The organism is Streptomyces sp. NPDC048479, assembly GCF_040651435.1.
In the GTDB taxonomy this organism is placed as follows: Bacteria; Actinomycetota; Actinomycetes; order Streptomycetales; family Streptomycetaceae; genus Streptomyces.
In genome coordinates, this window is sequence record NZ_JBEZKA010000008.1 from 56,670 (window position 1) to 73,096 (window position 16,427).

Sequence of the window (16,427 nt, forward strand, 5' to 3'; positions counted from 1 at the left end):
TCAATACCAGGGTTCGAGTACATCACTCCTGTCCCTCTCACCACCCCTGGGGAGCCGACGGCATGTGCAACGACGAACACGCGATGGACAGACGCGGACTGCTCGTGACGGGAGCCGCTGCGGCCCTTACGTTGGGCACTGTGAGCTTCGCGAACGCTGCGCCGAACAACGGTGGACAGACCAACAGCGAACCCAGCCAGGTCGTGCGCGGCACGCTGCCGCCCGGCTCCCCCGACTTCGTGTATCTCCCGGTCGAGATCCCGAAGGGCGTACGCGAGATCCACGTGGCGTACACCTACGAGCGGCCCGTCGTTCCGCCCGGCACGCAGGGCAACGCCCTCGACATCGGCATCTTCGACGAGCGCGGCACGGAGCTGGGCGGGGACGGCTTCCGCGGCTGGTCGGGCGGCGCGCGCACGGAGTTCTTCATCCGCGCGGACGAGGCGACGCCGGGCTACATCCCGGGCCCGGTACGCGCAGGCACGTGGAACATCGCGCTGGGCCCGTACACCGTCTCGCCGCAGGGTCTCGCGTACGAAGTCACCATCACGCTCCGGTACGGCGCGCCCGGCAGGACGCCCAAGCCGGTCTATCCGCCGGAGCGGGCCAAGGGCCGCGGTCGCGCCTGGTACCGGGGCGACTGCCATCTGCACTCCTGGTACTCGGACGGCAAGCGCACGCCCGCAGAGATCGCGGCGCTCGCCCGTTCCGCCGGGCTCGACTTCATCAACACCTCCGAGCACAACACACACTCGGCGCACGCCCACTGGGCCGACCAGGCGGGCGACGACCTGCTGATCCTCATGGGCGAGGAGGTCACCACGCGCAACGGCCACGTGGTCGCGCTCGGCACCGACCCCGGCACCTTCATCGACTGGCGCTACCGGGCCCGCGACAACCGCTTCGGCCACTACGCGCGCGAGATCAGGCGCTCCGGCGGCCTGGTCGTGCCGGCCCATCCGCACGCCACCTGCATCGGCTGCAACTGGAAGTTCGGCTTCGGCGAGGCGGACGCGGTGGAGGTGTGGAACGGCGCGTACACGCCCGACGACGAGGTCTCGCTGCAGTCCTGGGACAACACACTGGTCGCGTCCGTACGCTCCGGACGGCGCTGGACCCCGGCGATGGGCAACAGCGACGCGCACCGCGACCCGGACCCCGTCGGCACTCCGCAGACCGTGGTCCTCGCGGACGACCTGACGCGCGAGGCGATCCTCGACGGCATCCGGGCCGGGCGCAGCTATGTCGCCGAGTCGAAGGCGGTGTCGCTCTCCTTCTCGGCGGCGGGCGGCCGCGGACGCCATGCGGGCATCGGCGAACGGCTGCACGTCGACGCCGACGACCCGGTGACCCTGCGCCTGGAGGTCAGCGGCGCCCCGAACTGCTCGGTCCGCTTCGTCACCGACCAGGGTGTGCTGCACACTGCGGCGCTCCCGGCGACGGGCACGGTGGAGTGGCACACGACGGCGGCGTACGCGGCGTATGTGCGGGCGGAGGTCCGGCACGCGGCGGTGATCCCGGTGCTGCCGGGGCCGTTGGCGGCGTTCACCAACCCGGTGTTCCTCGGCACCTGACCCGCTTCGCGAACTCGTCGGAACGAATCGCCGGTTCGGCTCCTCTGTGGGGTGACGTATCCGCTCACCGAGGAGGTCCTCATGGAAACGAACCGGCGTGCCGCCGCCCAGGCTGTGGCGGGCGTACTGACCGCCGACGGGCTGCTGCACGTGTTCTGGGCGACCGGCAGCCACTGGCCGACCGACGACCCGAAGGCCCTGTCGTACGCGGTGCTCGGCGCCGATGTGCCGTTCACCCCGCCCGTGCTCCTGCCGCTCGCCGCGCTGCTGTTCACTGCGGCGGGCCTGGTGACCGCGCGCGCCCGGCGCCGGGGACGACTGCTCCAGGCGGCCACCGTTGCCGTTGCCTGCGGTACGGCACTGCGTGGGGTGGTCGGTCTGGCCTGGGCCTTCGGGGTACGGGCGGGACTCGACGACGGCGCCGGATCCACCTTCTACTGGCTGAACCTGGCGCTCTACACTCCGCTGTGCCTGGCTCTGGCGACCGCGGCACTGCGGGTGGCGAGGGAGCGGAGTGAGTGACGACGTCCAGCGAATGGTGCGGGCCGCGCAACGCGGCGACACCATCGCGATGAACGACCTCCTCGACGTCCTCACCGCGTACGCGGGCCGCATCTGCACCCCGATCGCGCTCGCCGACGGCCCGGACGCCGTCCAGGAGACACTGGTCGCCGTCTTCCGGGGGCTGCGTTCCCTGAAGGAACCGGCGGCGCTCTACGGATGGGTGCGGGCGATCGCCTGCCGGGAGGCGGTCCGGGTCGCCCGCAGGTCCGCCCGTTCAGTACCGGCCGATCTCACCACCCTCCCCCAGCGGGGCGATCCTCAACTCGCCGCGGACATCGGGGACGTACTGACCCGGCTCTCGCCAGAACACCGGGCGGTCCTCGTCCTGCGGGACATCGAGGGCCTCGACGAACAGTCCGCGGCCGAACTGCTCGGCCTCCGCGTCGGCACCGTCAAGTCACGGCTGCACCGGGCCCGGGACTCCTTCAGGAAGGCGTGGTCATCGTGACAACCGTCAACTGGCCGCCCGCCGCGGGCCTCGACCCGGTGCGGCGGCTGTACGCACTGGCCGCCGGCGTCCCCGGCGCCACGATCACCGAGCGCGAGATCGACGCGGACTACGCCGAGGTCTGGCCGCTCCTCACCGACCTGGACGGCGAACTCGCCCGTCTGGTCCCGGACATGCGCCGCCTGCGGGTGATCCGCATCGACGGCGACCGCGTGGAGGCGGTTGCGCGGAGCCGCTTCGGCATGCGGGCCCGCTTCGACGGCGTACTGCGCCCGGGCTGGGTCTGGCTCCAGAGCCGCTTCATCCTGATGGGAGTGGCGGCGATCCCCTGCGGCGAGGGCCGCACCCGGGTGGCTTTCACGGGCGGCATCCGCATCCCGGGACGCGCGGCGCTGATCCCGGTGGGGGTGGGGCGCGCGGGGCGCCGGGTGCTGGGAGAGCTCGAGAGGCGGGTGGCGGCGGGGCGAACGGAGTGAGGACGGTCGGCTGCCACCGCGGGCGCCCGCCGCGGGCGCCCGCTTGCCCGCTCCGCCGGAGAAGCCTCAGCCCGCAGCGAGAGCCGTCCGCAGGCGAGCACACACATCAGCCACGGCCGCCTCGTCCGGCAGTTGCCCCGCCTCGAACATGGCCATCTGCAGCGCGGGCCCGTAAGCGTCGTACCGGGCGAGATCATCCTTGAGCGCGGGTTGCACCACGAAGTGAATGTGCCCCGGCACTGCGCCGGCATGGGACCAGAGGCAGACGTAAACCTGCTCAGGCTCCATCGTCTCCGTGACCGCGGAACTGACCCTCCGTAGCAGCGGGCCGAGTTCGCCGGATTCCTCGGCTGTCAGATCGGCCACATGGATCACGTGCCTGATCGGCTTGACCACCAGCGTCCCCAGGCCCAGCGGCCCCACGCAGTGCTCGACGACCCATGTGCCGGTCCGCAGGATCGGGCCACCCGGCAAGAACTCAGTACCGGCCGTGAGCCCACAAGCCAGGCACGCCTGATCGGCATCCGGATCCTCAACCAACGGTGCCACCCCCCAGTTCGGAAGGTGACAGCGTTTCCTGAAGCCGCGAGGAGATCAACCCCCGCGGCCTGGTGGCCGGTCACCGGCACCCAGTCACCGGACTGCCAACGACTTCTGATCACAAGGCGTGTCGCGGCGCGCGGGGCCGGCGTCGAGCCTCAGCCGGGCCACACCACCGCCTGCAGCTCGCTGTATGCCTGCAGCGCGTACGAGCCCACATCCCGCCCGACCCCGCTCTTCTTGAACCCACCGAACGGCGCCTCCATATTGCGTCCAATCGTGTTGACCCCGACCCCGCCCGCCCGCAGCTCCCCCGCCACCCGGAACGCCCGCGCCACATCCCCCGACCAGACATAGTCGATCAGGCCGTAGTCGCTGTCGTTCGCCAGCGCGATGCCCTCGTCCTCGTCGTCGAAGGGGACCACGACCACCACCGGGCCGAAGATCTCCTCCCGCACCACCCGCATGTCGTTCGTGCAGTCCGCGAACAGCGTCGGGGCCACATAGAAGCCCTTGTCGTACGCAGGTCGCTCGCCGCCCGCAACCAGCCGAGCGCCTTCCTTCCTGCCCAGTTCGACGTACGACTCGACCCGGTCACGGTGGGCCGCCGAGATCACCGGGCCGACCACCGTGCCCTGCGCCGCCGGGTCGCCGAGCTTCATATACGTCAGATAGCCGGTCAGCTTCTCGACCAGAAGGTCGTGGATCCCGCGCTGCGCGATCACCCGCGTCGGCGCCGTACAGATCTGGCCGCTGTAGAAGGAGAACGTCGTGCCGATGCCCATCACCGCGGAATCCACGTCCGCGTCGTCGAAGACAAGCGCCGCGCCCTTGCCGCCCAGCTCCATGAGCTGCCGCTTCATCCCGCGGCCGCAGACCTCCGCGATGCGCTGTCCGACCGCCGTCGAGCCGGTGAAGCTGACCATGTCGACATCCGGGGAGTCGACGGCGGCCTCGCCGACGGCGGGTGCGGAGCCGGTCACCACGTTCACGACACCGGGCGGCGCGCCCGCCTCCGCCAGGGCCTCGGCCATCCTGTAGACGGACAGGGGGTCCTGCGGGGCGGGCTTCACGACCACCGTGTTGCCGATGGCGAGCGCGGGAGCGACCTTGCCGGCCGGGTTGGCCCAGGGGTTGTTGTACGAGGTGATGCAGGTGACGACGCCGACCGGGCGGCGTACGGCGAGTGCCCCGAAGACGCCCGCCTTCCCCATCGGTCCCGCGGCGTTGATCTGCGGGGGCAGCCCCTCCTCCACGGGCTCCAGCGCGCCCTTCGCGTACCGCCGGAAGCGGGCCGCGCCGACGGCGACCTGCATGCCGCGCGCAGTCGCGGTCGTCGCGCCGCTCTCGGCCTGGGCGAGGCGGGCGTACGGCTCGGCCTCGCGCTGGATGACATCGGCGGCTGCGTCCAGGATCCGGGCGCGCTCCTCCGGTCTCGTACGCGACCAGGCGGTGAAGGCCTCGCGGGCGGCGGCGGCCGCCGCGTACACCTGCTCGCGGCTCGCCTCGGGCGCGAGCCCGACGACCTCCTCGGTGGCCGGGTTGACGACCTCGTAGTGACCGCCGTCCGGCTCGACCCACTCCCCGCCGATGAACAGCTTCTGCCGCACCGGTTGCCGCACCGTCGGCTCGGGCCCACCCCGCCCCGCCGTCACTGGAGTTCGCCCTGCCCCGCCGCATCGGCTGTCCCGTGCGGCCTGCTCTCCGGTCGGGGGTCCGGGGGTTGTCCCCCGGGAAGATGCAGCGTACTCACGGTCCTCGTGTCACGGCCGGACCTGAGCACCGTGCCCGGTACCGCGCCCGTCACCTCGTCGTCCCGTATCGTCTTGACGCCGTTGACGCGCACCGACACGATGCCGATGGCCTTCGCGTCCAGGCGCGGGCTGTCGCCGGGCAGGTCGTGTACGAGCATGGCCGGGCCCGCCTCGATCCGTTCCGGGTCGAAGAGGACGAGGTCGGCGTGCCAGCCCTCCTGGACACGGCCGCGTTCGCGCAGACCGAAGAGTTGTGCCGGGTCGTCGGTCAGCATCTTCACGGCCTCCTCGAGGCCGACGAGCTTCCGGCCGCGCAGACAGTCGCCGATGAAGCGGGTCGTGTACGGCGCTCCGCACATCCGGTCCAGGTGCGCGCCCGCGTCGGAGCCGCCGAGCATGACGTCCTCGTGCTGCCAGGTCTGCCGGCGCAGTTCCCAGGAGTCGGGGTCGTTGTCGGTGGGCATCGGCCAAAGAACCGTACGCAACTGGTCGTTGGCGCAGATCTCGACCAGGCAGTGGAAGGCGCCCTGGCCGCGCTCGGCGGCGATGTCCTTCACGACGCGCCCACTCAGGCCCTCGTTCTCCTTGGAGTATGTGTCGCCTATGACATAGCGGCCGAAGTTCGCGAGCCGACGGAAGACTCCGGCCTCCTTGGAGTCGGCGTGGCGCAGCATTTCGGCGCGTACGTCCGCGTCGCGGAGTTTCACGATCCGCTCGGGGACGGGAAGAGAGAGGACCTCGCCCCAGCCGGGGATGAGGTTCAGTGCGCAGAAGGTGCCCAGCGACATGTTCATCGGCGTGAGGATCGGCATGGTCAGCGCGACGATGCGGCCACCGGACTTCCTCGCCCGCTCACTCGCCTCGAGCTGGCGCGGCACGCGCTCGGGCACGGACGCGTCGATGGTCAACACATTCCAGTTGAGGGGCCGTCCGGCCGCGGCGCTCATCTCGACGAACAGGTCGATCTCCTCGTCGGCGAACTGGTCCAGGCAGCCCGCGACAATCGCTTCGAGCTGGGTGCCTTCGTGTTCGGCGACTGCCCGCGAGAGGGCGAGGAGCTCTTCGGGCTTCGCGTGGCGGGATGCGACCGGCTCCCCGTCGCCGTCGGAGTGGGTGGAGGACTGGGTGGTGGAGAGCCCCCACGCCCCCGCGCCCATCGCGTCGTGAAAGAGCCTGATCATGTCGTCGAGCTGCTCGGGCGTGGGTTGCCCGCCGACCGCGTCGTGGCCCATGACATGCCGGCGCAGTGCGCAATGCCCCACCATGAAGCCCGCGTTGACGGCGATCCGGCCTTCCAGGGCGTCCAGATACTCGCCGAAGGTGTGCCAGCTCCACGGCGCGCCCTCCTCCAACGCGACCAGCGACATACCCTCCACTTTGGACATCATGCGGCGGGTGTAGTCGGCGTCCTCGGGGCGGTCGGGGTTGAGCGGGGCGAGGGTGAAGCCGCAGTTGCCGCCGGCGACGGTCGTCACTCCGTGGTTCATGGAGGGGGTGGCGAACGGATCCCAGAAGAGCTGGGCGTCGTAGTGCGTGTGCGGGTCGACGAAGCCGGGGGTGAGGACGAGCCCCGACGCGTCCTCGCTCGTCCTGGCCTCCTCGGCGACGGTCCCGGGTTCGGCGATGAGGGCGATGCGCCCGTCCCGTATCCCGACGTCGGCGAGGTACGCGGGCGCGCCGGTCCCGTCCACGACGGTCGCCGAGCGAATGAGGTGGTCGAGCATGACGGGTCCCTCCAGCGCGGGGTTGGTCGTTGTTGGTCGTTTCATGGCTCCGGCCGGGGCACGTGCGGCAGGCCGCTGCCGACGGGCACCCGGCCGGAACCCGGGGACGGCGGTCCGGGAGGCCGCCGCCGTTCTGTGGGGGCGGGGAGTCCCCTACCCGCCCCTTCCCCGACTGGGGGCAAGCCCCCGGTACGCCCTTCGGGCGTGTCCTCAATCGCCGGACGGGCTTGATTGTTCGGGCCGACCTCTTCAGCCCCGCCGGCGATTGAGGCGCGGGGTCCGGGGCGGAGCTCCGGTCATGGGAAGGGGCGGGTCGGGGCTGTTCCCGATCTGCGGCTCCGCCGCGTGGGCCCGCCCCAGGCGCACCGTCAGCCCGCCGCCTGGCGGAAGCGGGTCGTCCGATGCACCGGGTCCGTGTCGATCTGCGGGATCACATGCTCACCGATCAGCTTGATCGTGTTGATGGTGTCCTCGTACGAGATCCCGATCGGGAGCCCGAAGGAGAGCTGGTCCGCGCCCGCCTGCTCCCAGCGCTTGCACTGCTGCAGCACCTCGCCCGGGTCGCCGCAGATCATCAGCTCCTCCGCGATGAGCAGCTCGATGATCTCCGCGCTGTACTCGGGCAGCAGCTCCGGCCACTCGGGGATGCCCTCGGGCCGCGGGAAGGTGTCGTGGTAGCGGAAGAGCAACGACTGCAGATAGTTCAGTCCGCCGCCGACGGCTATCTCGACGGCCTTGTCGTGCGTCTCGGCGCAGATCGCCGTCGACGTCACCATCACGTTGTCGTTGACGAAGTCGCCGATCGCCTTCGCCTCCTTGACGGCCGTCTTGTACGACTCGACGACCCACTCCATGTCGGAGACCTTCTGCACACTGAAGCCCAGGACACCGAGGCCCTTCTTGCCCGCCATGGCGTACGAGGACGGGGAGCCGGCCGCGTACCACATCGCCGGGTGGGACTTCCCGTACGGCTTCGGCAGAATCTTCCGCGGCGGCAGCGACCAGTGCTTGCCCTGGAAGCCGACGTACTCCTCCTGGAGCCACATCTTGGGGAACTCTGCGATGGTCTCTTCCCAGAGTTCTTTGGTGTGGTTCATATCGGTGATGCCGGGCATGAAGCCGAGAATCTCGTGGCTGCCGGCGCCGCGGCCCGACCCGAACTCGAAGCGTCCTTCGGAGAGATGGTCGAGCATGGCGACCTTCTCCGCGACCTTCACAGGGTGGTTCACGGGCGCCAGCGGGTTGAAGATGCCCGAGCCCAGATGGATCCGGTCCGTCGCGTGTGCGAGGTACCCGAGGTACACATCGTTCGCCGACAGATGCGAGTACTCCTCCAGGAAGTGGTGCTCGGAGGCCCAGGCGTACTTGAAGCCGGACTTGTCCGCCTGGATGACGTACTCGGTCTCCTCCATCAGCGCCTTGTGCTCCGCGAGCGGGTCGGTCTCGGCGCGCTTGCCGACGTATCCCTGTACAAAGAGCCCGAATTCCAAAGGGGTTCACCGTCCCTTTTACTTTCTGACGTACCGTCAGATCCCGATGCGGTCGACTGTTCCACCGCCTGCGCGAAGCGTCAATACCTGACGTCCAGTCAGAAAAGGCTCACTCCGGCGAGCCAGCCGCCGTCGATGACGAACGGCTGCCCGGTGATGTACGAGGAGTCCTCGCTGCTCAGGAAGAGCACCAGCTTCGCCACCTCCTCCGGCTCCCCGACCCGGCCGAGCGGCACGAGCTTCCGGTACAGCTCGCCCACCGCCGCCGGGTCCACGCCGCCCGGGTTGCTCATCGGCGTGTCCACCGCACCCGGGCAGACCGCGTTGACGCGGATCTTCCTGGCGGCCAGCTCCAGCGCGGCGACCCGGGTCAGGCCGAGGATCGCGTGCTTGGTCGCGGCGTACGCACCCACGCCGGCCATGCCCGTCAGGGCGGTGTACGAGGCTGTGTTGACGATCGTCCCGCCACCGGCCGCCTCGATCTCGGGCGCGACGTTACGTATGCCGAGGAAGCAGCCGATCTGATTGACCTGGATGATCTGCTGGAACTCCTCCAGCGGCGTGGAGACCAGCTCGTTGAAGCGCAGGATGCCCGCGTTGTTGACCAGCCCGTCGATCTTCCCGAACGCGTCCTTCGCCGCGGCCACGGCTGCGGCCCAGTCGGTCTCCTGGCTCACATCCAGATGGACGTACGCGGCCGTGCCCTCACCCAGCTCCTTGGCGAGAGCCTCGCCCTGGTCGTCCAGCACATCGGCGAGCACCACCTTCGCGCCCTCCGCCGCGAAGAGCCGCGCCTCCTGCTCACCCTGCCCGCGCGCCGCGCCCGTGATGAGGACGACGCGTCCGTCGAGCTTTCCCATCCCACTCTCCTCAGTTCAGGTGCGGAGCAACGTCGGCGGCGAAGGCCGCCATCTGATCGGTGAGTTCGGTGCGGCTTCGGCTGCGGAACCGGACCTGGATCTGGTGCACGCCCATCGCGGCGTAGGCGCGCAGCGACTCGGCGAGGGCGTCGGGCTTTCCGGTCAGGGTTCGCCGGCCGGTGTCCCAGTCCGGCTCGCCCACGTACAGCGGCTCGGTGATGGCGCCGATCTCGATGGGATCGGTGACGCCTGCTTCCTCGCGCAGCGTCTTCAACCTGGCGATCTGGGCGGGGAGTTTGCCGCGTGGGTCGCCCTGGGGCAGCCAGCCGTCACCCCGTACGGCGGCCCGGCGCACGGCGGCGGGCGAGGACCCGCCCACCCAGATGGGTATCCGCCGCTGAACGGGCCTGGGCCGCTGCCCGAGCCCGCTGAAGGAGAACCGCTCGCCGGCGAACTCGGGATACTCCTCCGGGCCGAGCGCCGCCCTGAGCGCGTCGATGGTCTCGTCGAGAACGGGCCCGCGCGCGGCGAAGTCCACGTCGAGCGCCTCGAACTCCTCCTGCACATGCCCGGCCCCGACCCCGAGGATCAGCCGTCCGCCGGAGAGATGGTCCAGGGTCGCGTACTGCTTGGCGCTCAGGAGCGGGTGCCGCAGCCCGACGACGGCGACATGGCTGAGCAGCAGCACACGCTCGGTGATCCCCGCGAGGTAGGAGAGCGTGGCGACGGGGTCGTACCAGACGGTGGACATGGCACCGGCGAGCCGGCGCGGGATCGCGACATGGTCACAGCTCGCGAGATACGCGAACCCGGCCCGGTCGGCGACCCTGGCGATCTCGGCAAGATCCTCGGCTCCGGCGCCGGTCTCCCACGGCTCCGCGTAGATGGTGCTCTGCGACTGGATCGGGAGCTGCATCCCGTACGACAGCCGCCCCTCGGGCAGTACGTGCACGGCGCCGCCTCCTCGCCTGATCTGACGCTTCGTCAACTATCGGGACGGGGCCATCGTCATACCTGACGGTTCATCAGACAAGTGGTGCGGTGACGTGAGTGCGGCTGCCTGCCAGGGGGCGTCGCCTCAGCCGAGCAGGGCGTACACGGTGGAGGCCCGCGCTGCGACGTCCTGCGAGCCGTCGGCGGTCATGGTGACGTCCGCGAACGCCATGCGCCGGCCGAGCTTGGTGATCCTGACGTCGATCAGGACGTCCGTGCCGGTGATCGCCCGCTGGAAGGCGCTGGACTGCTGGACGGTCGTCATCGGCGCGAAGCCGCCGAGGGCGGAGGCGACGGCGACGACGGTGGCGGTGTCGGCCGCCGCCATGAGCGCCTGCCCGGACAGAGCGCCGCCTTCACGGGCGAGGCGATCGCTCCAGGGGAGGCGGAGAATCGCATGCCGTTCACCTGTCTCGACGACGGAGAGCCCTAGGTCGAGCACCCAGGGGGCGAAGTTGTCGGCAAGGATCTTGTCGGCTTGAGCGAGGGTGAGCGTCATCCCCCGATAGTGCCGCTCACCCGGTCATGTGGCGAGCGCCTGTACGCCGCCGACCCCGAGGAGTCGAGCCCGGAGGGGCACCGGAGCCCGCACCCGACAAGAACCCGCACCCCGCAGCCCGGGCAACAAGCACCCGCACCCCCGCCGGAGGCTACGCGCCCGGCCACAGGCCGTCCGGTGTCAGGCCCAGCAGCTCAATCGCGTTGCCGCGCACTATCCGGTCCACCACATCCGGCGCCAAGTGGCCCATCTGGCTCTCCCCGACCTCCTTCGACTTCGGCCACGTCGAGTCCGAGTGCGGATAGTCCGTCTCGTATAGCACGTTCCTCACTCCGATCGCGTCCAGGTTCTTCAGCCCGAACGCGTCGTCGAAGAAGCACCCGTACACATGCTCCGCGAACAGCTCCGACGGCGGCCGCAGCACCTTGTCCGCCACCCCGCCCCACCCGCGGTTCTCCGCCCAGACCACATCCGCGCGCTCCAGGATGTACGGGATCCAGCCGATCTGGCCCTCCGCGTACATGATCTTCAGACCCGGGAAGCGTTCGAACTTGCCGCTCATCAGCCAGTCGACCATCGAGAAGCAGCAGTTGGCGAAGGTGATCGTCGACCCGACGGCGGGCGGCGCATCGGCGGACGTCGACGGCATCCTCGACGACGAGCCGATGTGCATCGCGATCACCGTCCCCGTCTCGTCGCACGCCCGCAGGAACGGGTCCCACTCGTCCGTGTGCACCGACGGCAGCCCGAGGTACGGAGGTATCTCCGAGAAGGCCACCGCCCGCACGCCCCGCGCCGCATTGCGCCGGACCTCCTCCGCCGCCAACTCCGCGTCCCACAGCGGAATCAGGGTCAGCGGAATCAGGCGCCCGCGCGCCTCGGGGCCGCACCACTCCTCCACCATCCAGTCGTTGTACGCCCGCACCCCGAGCAGCCCCAGTTCGCGGTCCTTCGCCTCGGTGAAGGTCTGGCCGCAGAAGCGCGGGAAGGTCGGGAAGCAGAGCGCCGACTGGACGTGGTTGACGTCCATGTCGGCGAGGCGCTCCGGCACGCCGAACGAGCCCGGCCGCATCTGCTCGTACGTGATGACCTCGAGCTTGATTTCGTCGCGGTCGTAGCCGACCGCCGTGTCGAGGCGGGTCAGCGGCCGGTGCAGATCCTCGTAGACCCACCAGTCGCCGATCGGCCCGTCGTCACCCTTCGCCCCCATCACCGGGGCGAACCTGCCGCCCAGGAACGTCATTTCCTTCAGCGGCGCCCGGACGATGCGCGGGCCGATGTCCTGGTACTTCGACGGGAGCCGGTCCCGCCAGACGTTGGGGGGCTCAACCGTGTGGTCGTCCACCGAGATGATCTTCGGGAAGGTCTCCATGGGCTCCACGGTAGCGCCCATCTGACGATCCGTCAGCTAGTGGAGCGGTACGGGAAGCCTCTCGAGCACGGGGCCGCGACTCACTATAAACTCCGCGTATACACGATGTGTATAGTGCAGTGGCGTACGCGGCCGGTCAGCGGCAGAGCGCCGTATTCCGTGTGCCCGCCATCCACCGAGGGGGATATTCGCCATGCCCGGAAAAAGGACGAAAGCGAAGGTCAACGCCGCCGCGCTCGCAGTCGCCGCCCTGGCGCTGACGCTCGGCGGCTGTTCGATGGAGACCACCTCACCGGGCGCCGCCAGGAGCCACGCGGCCTCCGACGCCAAGCCGCTGCCCGCCGCGGGCGTCGACTGCGGAAAGGCCAGGTGCATAGCCCTGACCTTCGACGCCGGGCCCGGCAAGGACACGGCCCGACTCCTCGACACCCTGAAGGAGAAGAAGGTTCACGCAACCTTCTTCCTGCTCGGCAAGAACCATGTGCTCAAGCACCCCGACCTCGTACGCCGAATAGCCGACGAGGGCCATGAGGTGGCCAATCACACCTGGTCGCACCGCCGGCTCGACGAACTGAGCGCAGACGAGATACGCGAAGAGCTCTCCCGTACGCAGGAGGCCATCGCCAGGATCACCGGCCGCAGGCCCACTCTTATGCGCCCGCCGCAGGGCCGTATCAACGACGACGTCACCAAGGTCAGCCGGGAGCTCGGCCTCGCCCAGATCCTGTGGAGCGCCACCGCCAAGGACTTCTCCACCACCGACTCCGAGCTCATCAAGAGCCGGATACTCGACCAGGCGGGGCGCGACGGCATCATCCTGCTGCACGACATCTACGACGGGACCGTGCCCGCCGTGCCCGGCATCATCGACGAGCTGAAGAGGCGCGGCTACACCTTCGTCACCGTGCCCGAGCTGCTCGCGCCCGGCAAGGCCAACCCGGGAGAGGTGTACCGCCCGTGACGGGAGCTTCGGGCAGAGATCACGGACGGAGATCGGCAACTGGGGGTTAGCGCACAAGCTGTCGCGGGCAGGGGCGATGTGGAGGTGCCCCGCTGCTGACGGGGCCACCATGCACAGGGCAGACTGTCGAGGGCGATTCCGGCAGTACGGGGGCAGGGAGCAGCTATGGACCGTGACAGCGGGCCACGCGTACCGGAGCAGCGGACTCCGATGCAGAGCAGCATCATTGACCTGCGCTTCAGCGTGCTCGGCCCGGTGCGTGCCTGGCGCGGCGGGGAGGCTCTGCCGTCCGGTTCGCCGCAGCAGCGCGCCCTGCTGGCCGCGCTGTTGCTGCGCGACGGCCGCACCGCGACCGCTTCCGAGCTGATCGACGCGATCTGGGGCGAGGACCCTCCTTCACAGGCGCTCGCGGCGGTACGGACGTACGCCTCGCGCCTGCGCAAGGTGCTGTCCGCGGACGCGCTGGTCAGCGAGTCGGGCGGCTATGCGATACGGGTCAGGGTCGACGCCCTCGACCTCGCGGTGGCACAGGAGTTGGCGGCGGAGGCGGACAAGGCGCGCGCGGCCGGGGACCGCAACCAGGCCCGCGCGCTGGTGGACAAGTCGCTGGGCCTGTGGGACGGCGAGCCGCTGGCCAATGTGCCGGGGCCGTACGCCGAGAACCAGCGGGCCCGGCTGGAGGAGTGGCGGCTCCAGCTCCTCGAGACCCGGCTCGACCTCTGCCTGGAGGTCGGCGCCCATGCGGAGGCGGTGTCGGAGCTGACCGCGCTCACCGCGGCGCACCCGCTGCGGGAGCGGCTGCGCGAGCTGTTGATGCTGGCGCTGTACCGCAGCGGACGCCAGGCCGAGGCGCTGGCCGTGTACGCCGACACCCGCCGGCTGCTCGCCGAGGAACTGGGCGTCGACCCGCGCCCGGAGCTCGCCAAGCTCCAGCAGCGCATTCTCCAGGCCGACGCGGAACTGGCCCGGCCGAGCGAGGAGCCGGCCCGGGCCCCGCATGTCGCCCGGCCCGCACAACTCCCCGCCACGGTGCCGGACTTCACCGGACGTGCCTCCTTCGTACGCGAACTGGGCGACCAGCTGGCCACCGCCGAGGGCTCCGTCATGGCGGTCTCGGCGCTCGCGGGCATAGGCGGCGTCGGCAAGACGACTCTCGCGGTCCATGTGGCCCACGAGGCCCGGCCGCACTTCCCGGACGGCCAGCTGTACGTCGACCTGCAGGGCGCGGGCAATCGCGCCGCCGATCCGGAGACGGTCCTGGGCGCGTTCCTGCGGGCCCTCGGCACCGCGGACTCCGCCATTCCGGACTCGCTGGACGAGCGGGCAGCGCTCTACCGCTCGACGCTGGACGGCCTGCGCGTCCTGGTCCTCCTCGACAACGCGCGGGACGCCGCCCAGATCCGTCCGCTGCTGCCCGGCACGGCGGGCTGCGCGGCGCTGGTCACCAGCCGGGTCCGGATGGTGGACCTGGCCGGGGCGCACCTCGTCGACCTGGATGTGATGTCGCCGGAGGAGGCCCTGCAGCTCTTCACCAAGATCGTGGGTGAGGAGCGGGTCACCTCCGAGCGTGAGGCGGCGCTCGATGTGGTTGCCGCGTGCGGGTTCCTGCCGCTCGCGATCCGTATCGCGGCCTCGCGCCTCGCTGCCCGTCGTACCTGGACGGTCTCGGTGCTGGCCGCGAAGCTCGCCGACGAACGCCGCCGCCTGGACGAACTGCAGGCGGGCGACCTCGCGGTCAAGGCCACCTTCGAACTGGGCTACGGCCAGCTGGAGCCGGCCCAGGCCCGCGCCTTCCGCCTCCTCGGCCTTGCCGACGGACCGGACATCTCGCTCGCCGCGGCCGCGGCGGTGCTCAACCTCCCGCCCCAGGTGACGGAAGACCTGCTGGAGGCCCTCGTCGACACCTCGCTGCTGGAGTCGGCGGCGCCGGGCAGGTACCGCTACCACGACCTCGTACGGCTCTACGCGCGTGCATGCGCCGAGCGGGATGAAGAGCCGCCCGAGGAGCGGGAGTTGGCGCTGTCCCGGCTGCTGGACTTCTATCTGTCGACGGCGGCACGGGTGTTCGCGATAGAGCGTCCGGGCGACCGGCTGGTGGGCCACCTGGAGCGTACGGAGTACGAGGGCCTGGTCTTCACCAACGGGCACGACGCGCAGGACTGGCTGTACGCGGAGGCGAACTGCCTGCTTGCGAGCGCACGACAGGCGTCGAGCGGTAAGCGGCTGCGCCTCGCCGTGGACCTGCTGTGGGCGGCACAGGATCTGGCGGAGTCCGGCGCCAACTCCAAGTTGTACGAGACCGTGGCCCTTTCTGCACTCGACTCGGCCCGTGCCGCCGGCGACGTCCGTACCGAAGCGCGGGCGCGGACCTCGCTGACCAACGTGCACATGGTGGCGGGCCGTTACGAGGAAGCCGACGAGGAGGCCAAGCAGGCGGCGGTCCTCGCGAAGTCCGCCCATGACCCCGCTCCGGTCTACTGGTCGGACAACGACCGCGGGATCATCGCCTTCAACCAGGGGCGGCACGCCGAGGCCGAGGAGCACCTTCGCCGGGCGACGGAGGGTTCCCGTGCCGACGAGAACCGCCCGGGCGAGGCCAGCGCCCTGTGCAATCTCTCGCGCATCCACCTGTCCATGGGCCGTACCTCGCAAGCCATCACGCTCGCCGAGCAAGGGGTCGAGATCTACGACCGCATCGGGCACACCCTGCGGCTGGCCAATGCCCGCTACGCCCTGGGGGTCGCGCTCACCCATGCGGGACGCCACACCGAGGCGCTGGGGGAGCTTCTCGAAGCGCTGGAGAGGTTCGAGACGAACCGGCAGCGTCTGTGGGAGGGGACGACACACTTCCGTATCGCCCAGGCGCACCTCACGGCCCGCCGCCCCGCACAAGCCGCCCAGCATGCCGAGCAGGCGCTCGCCATCGGCTGCATCGGCGGCGACCGGACCCGGGCCAACGTACTGATTACGCTGGGCAGGGCGCTGGACAGCCTCGGCCAAGCGGACCGCGCGCGAGCCTGCTGGCGCGAGGCATTGTCCCTGCACGAGCAGTCGGGTGCCGCGGAAGTGGAGGAAGTACGCGGGCTTCTTGCCCCTCTCAGCGCAGCGTGAGGGCCCCCCGCCAGGGCGTTCATTGAACGTTTATGCTCGTCCGACATGCTCAGTGCATTCG

Annotated in this window: 13 protein-coding genes and 1 pseudogene; 6 read left to right on the forward strand and 8 right to left on the reverse strand. The window is 70.3% G+C overall.

Annotation, left to right across the window (positions count from 1 at the left end):
• Positions 1-62: 62 nt before the first annotated feature.
• From AB0D12_RS14735 to AB0D12_RS14750, 4 genes are all read left to right on the forward strand, one after another.
• Positions 63-1,574, forward strand: coding sequence for a CehA/McbA family metallohydrolase (locus AB0D12_RS14735; RefSeq protein ID WP_362681461.1), 1,512 nt, complete (start codon positions 63-65; stop codon positions 1,572-1,574).
• Between the two features lie 81 nt (positions 1,575-1,655).
• Positions 1,656-2,096 carry a DUF3995 domain-containing protein gene (locus AB0D12_RS14740; protein WP_362681464.1) on the forward strand — a complete coding sequence of 147 codons (441 nt, stop codon included), beginning with the start codon at positions 1,656-1,658 and terminating at the stop codon, positions 2,094-2,096.
• A gap of 13 nt (positions 2,097-2,109) precedes the next feature.
• Positions 2,110-2,586: a sigma-70 family RNA polymerase sigma factor gene (locus tag AB0D12_RS14745; RefSeq protein WP_362682066.1), complete on the forward strand. Its 477-nt coding sequence runs from the start codon at positions 2,110-2,112 to the stop codon at positions 2,584-2,586.
• Positions 2,583-3,062 carry a hypothetical protein gene (locus AB0D12_RS14750; RefSeq protein WP_362681467.1) on the forward strand — a complete coding sequence of 160 codons (480 nt, stop codon included), beginning with the start codon at positions 2,583-2,585 and terminating at the stop codon, positions 3,060-3,062. The genes AB0D12_RS14745 and AB0D12_RS14750 overlap by 4 nt, the downstream gene beginning before the upstream one ends.
• A gap of 66 nt (positions 3,063-3,128) precedes the next feature.
• On the opposite strand, the gene AB0D12_RS14755 is transcribed toward AB0D12_RS14750, so the two are convergent.
• The 8 genes and pseudogenes from AB0D12_RS14755 to AB0D12_RS14790 form a co-directional block, all read right to left on the reverse strand.
• The gene (locus AB0D12_RS14755) at positions 3,129-3,602 is read right to left on the reverse strand and encodes a hypothetical protein (RefSeq protein WP_362681470.1); all 474 of its coding nucleotides are present in this window, start codon (positions 3,600-3,602) and stop codon (positions 3,129-3,131) included.
• Positions 3,603-3,760: 158 nt separating this feature from the next.
• A complete protein-coding gene (locus tag AB0D12_RS14760) occupies positions 3,761-5,212 on the reverse strand; it encodes an aldehyde dehydrogenase family protein (RefSeq protein ID WP_362681473.1) in 1,452 nt (483 codons plus the stop codon).
• A 134-nt stretch (positions 5,213-5,346) separates the two neighbouring features.
• A pseudogene (locus tag AB0D12_RS14765) lies at positions 5,347-7,080 on the reverse strand (D-aminoacylase); the annotation flags it as partial.
• Between the two features lie 368 nt (positions 7,081-7,448).
• Positions 7,449-8,570: an LLM class flavin-dependent oxidoreductase gene (locus AB0D12_RS14770; RefSeq protein ID WP_327324291.1), complete on the reverse strand. Its 1,122-nt coding sequence runs from the start codon at positions 8,568-8,570 to the stop codon at positions 7,449-7,451.
• A 98-nt stretch (positions 8,571-8,668) separates the two neighbouring features.
• Positions 8,669-9,430 (reverse strand): glucose 1-dehydrogenase, encoded by a 762-nt coding sequence (locus AB0D12_RS14775; protein ID WP_362681477.1) that lies wholly within the window; start codon positions 9,428-9,430, stop codon positions 8,669-8,671.
• A gap of 10 nt (positions 9,431-9,440) precedes the next feature.
• A complete protein-coding gene (locus AB0D12_RS14780; RefSeq protein WP_362682068.1) occupies positions 9,441-10,346 on the reverse strand; it encodes an LLM class F420-dependent oxidoreductase in 906 nt (301 codons plus the stop codon).
• 162 nt (positions 10,347-10,508) lie between these two features.
• Complete coding sequence (locus AB0D12_RS14785; protein WP_362681480.1) at positions 10,509-10,922, reverse strand: PaaI family thioesterase; 414 nt, start codon at positions 10,920-10,922, stop codon at positions 10,509-10,511.
• Positions 10,923-11,073: 151 nt separating this feature from the next.
• Entirely contained in the window at positions 11,074-12,294 is a 1,221-nt protein-coding gene (locus AB0D12_RS14790) for an amidohydrolase family protein (protein ID WP_362681482.1), read from the reverse strand.
• Positions 12,295-12,487: 193 nt separating this feature from the next.
• Here AB0D12_RS14790 and AB0D12_RS14795 point away from each other — a divergent pair, with 193 nt between their 5' ends.
• Both AB0D12_RS14795 and AB0D12_RS14800 read left to right on the forward strand, forming a co-directional pair.
• Positions 12,488-13,255 carry a polysaccharide deacetylase family protein gene (locus AB0D12_RS14795; RefSeq protein WP_362681484.1) on the forward strand — a complete coding sequence of 256 codons (768 nt, stop codon included), beginning with the start codon at positions 12,488-12,490 and terminating at the stop codon, positions 13,253-13,255.
• A gap of 165 nt (positions 13,256-13,420) precedes the next feature.
• Positions 13,421-16,366 carry a BTAD domain-containing putative transcriptional regulator gene (locus AB0D12_RS14800; protein ID WP_362681487.1) on the forward strand — a complete coding sequence of 982 codons (2,946 nt, stop codon included), beginning with the start codon at positions 13,421-13,423 and terminating at the stop codon, positions 16,364-16,366.
• The last annotated feature ends 61 nt before the right edge of the window (positions 16,367-16,427 follow it).

What these genes read in the sequence shown, in the direction of transcription:
- AB0D12_RS14745 (WP_362682066.1), top strand. Translation starts at nt 2,110, where the DNA reads ATGGTGCGGGCCGCGCAACGCGGCGACACCATCGCGATGAACGACCTC.
- AB0D12_RS14795 (WP_362681484.1), top strand. Translation starts at nt 12,488, where the DNA reads ATGCCCGGAAAAAGGACGAAAGCGAAGGTCAACGCCGCCGCGCTCGCA.
- AB0D12_RS14740 (WP_362681464.1), top strand. Translation starts at nt 1,656, where the DNA reads ATGGAAACGAACCGGCGTGCCGCCGCCCAGGCTGTGGCGGGCGTACTG.
- AB0D12_RS14780 (WP_362682068.1), bottom strand. Translation starts at nt 10,346, where the DNA reads ATGCAGCTCCCGATCCAGTCGCAGAGCACCATCTACGCGGAGCCGTGG.
- AB0D12_RS14790 (WP_362681482.1), bottom strand. Translation starts at nt 12,294, where the DNA reads ATGGAGACCTTCCCGAAGATCATCTCGGTGGACGACCACACGGTTGAG.
- AB0D12_RS14785 (WP_362681480.1), bottom strand. Translation starts at nt 10,922, where the DNA reads ATGACGCTCACCCTCGCTCAAGCCGACAAGATCCTTGCCGACAACTTC.
- AB0D12_RS14800 (WP_362681487.1), top strand. Translation starts at nt 13,421, where the DNA reads ATGGACCGTGACAGCGGGCCACGCGTACCGGAGCAGCGGACTCCGATG.
- AB0D12_RS14735 (WP_362681461.1), top strand. Translation starts at nt 63, where the DNA reads ATGTGCAACGACGAACACGCGATGGACAGACGCGGACTGCTCGTGACG.
- AB0D12_RS14775 (WP_362681477.1), bottom strand. Translation starts at nt 9,430, where the DNA reads ATGGGAAAGCTCGACGGACGCGTCGTCCTCATCACGGGCGCGGCGCGC.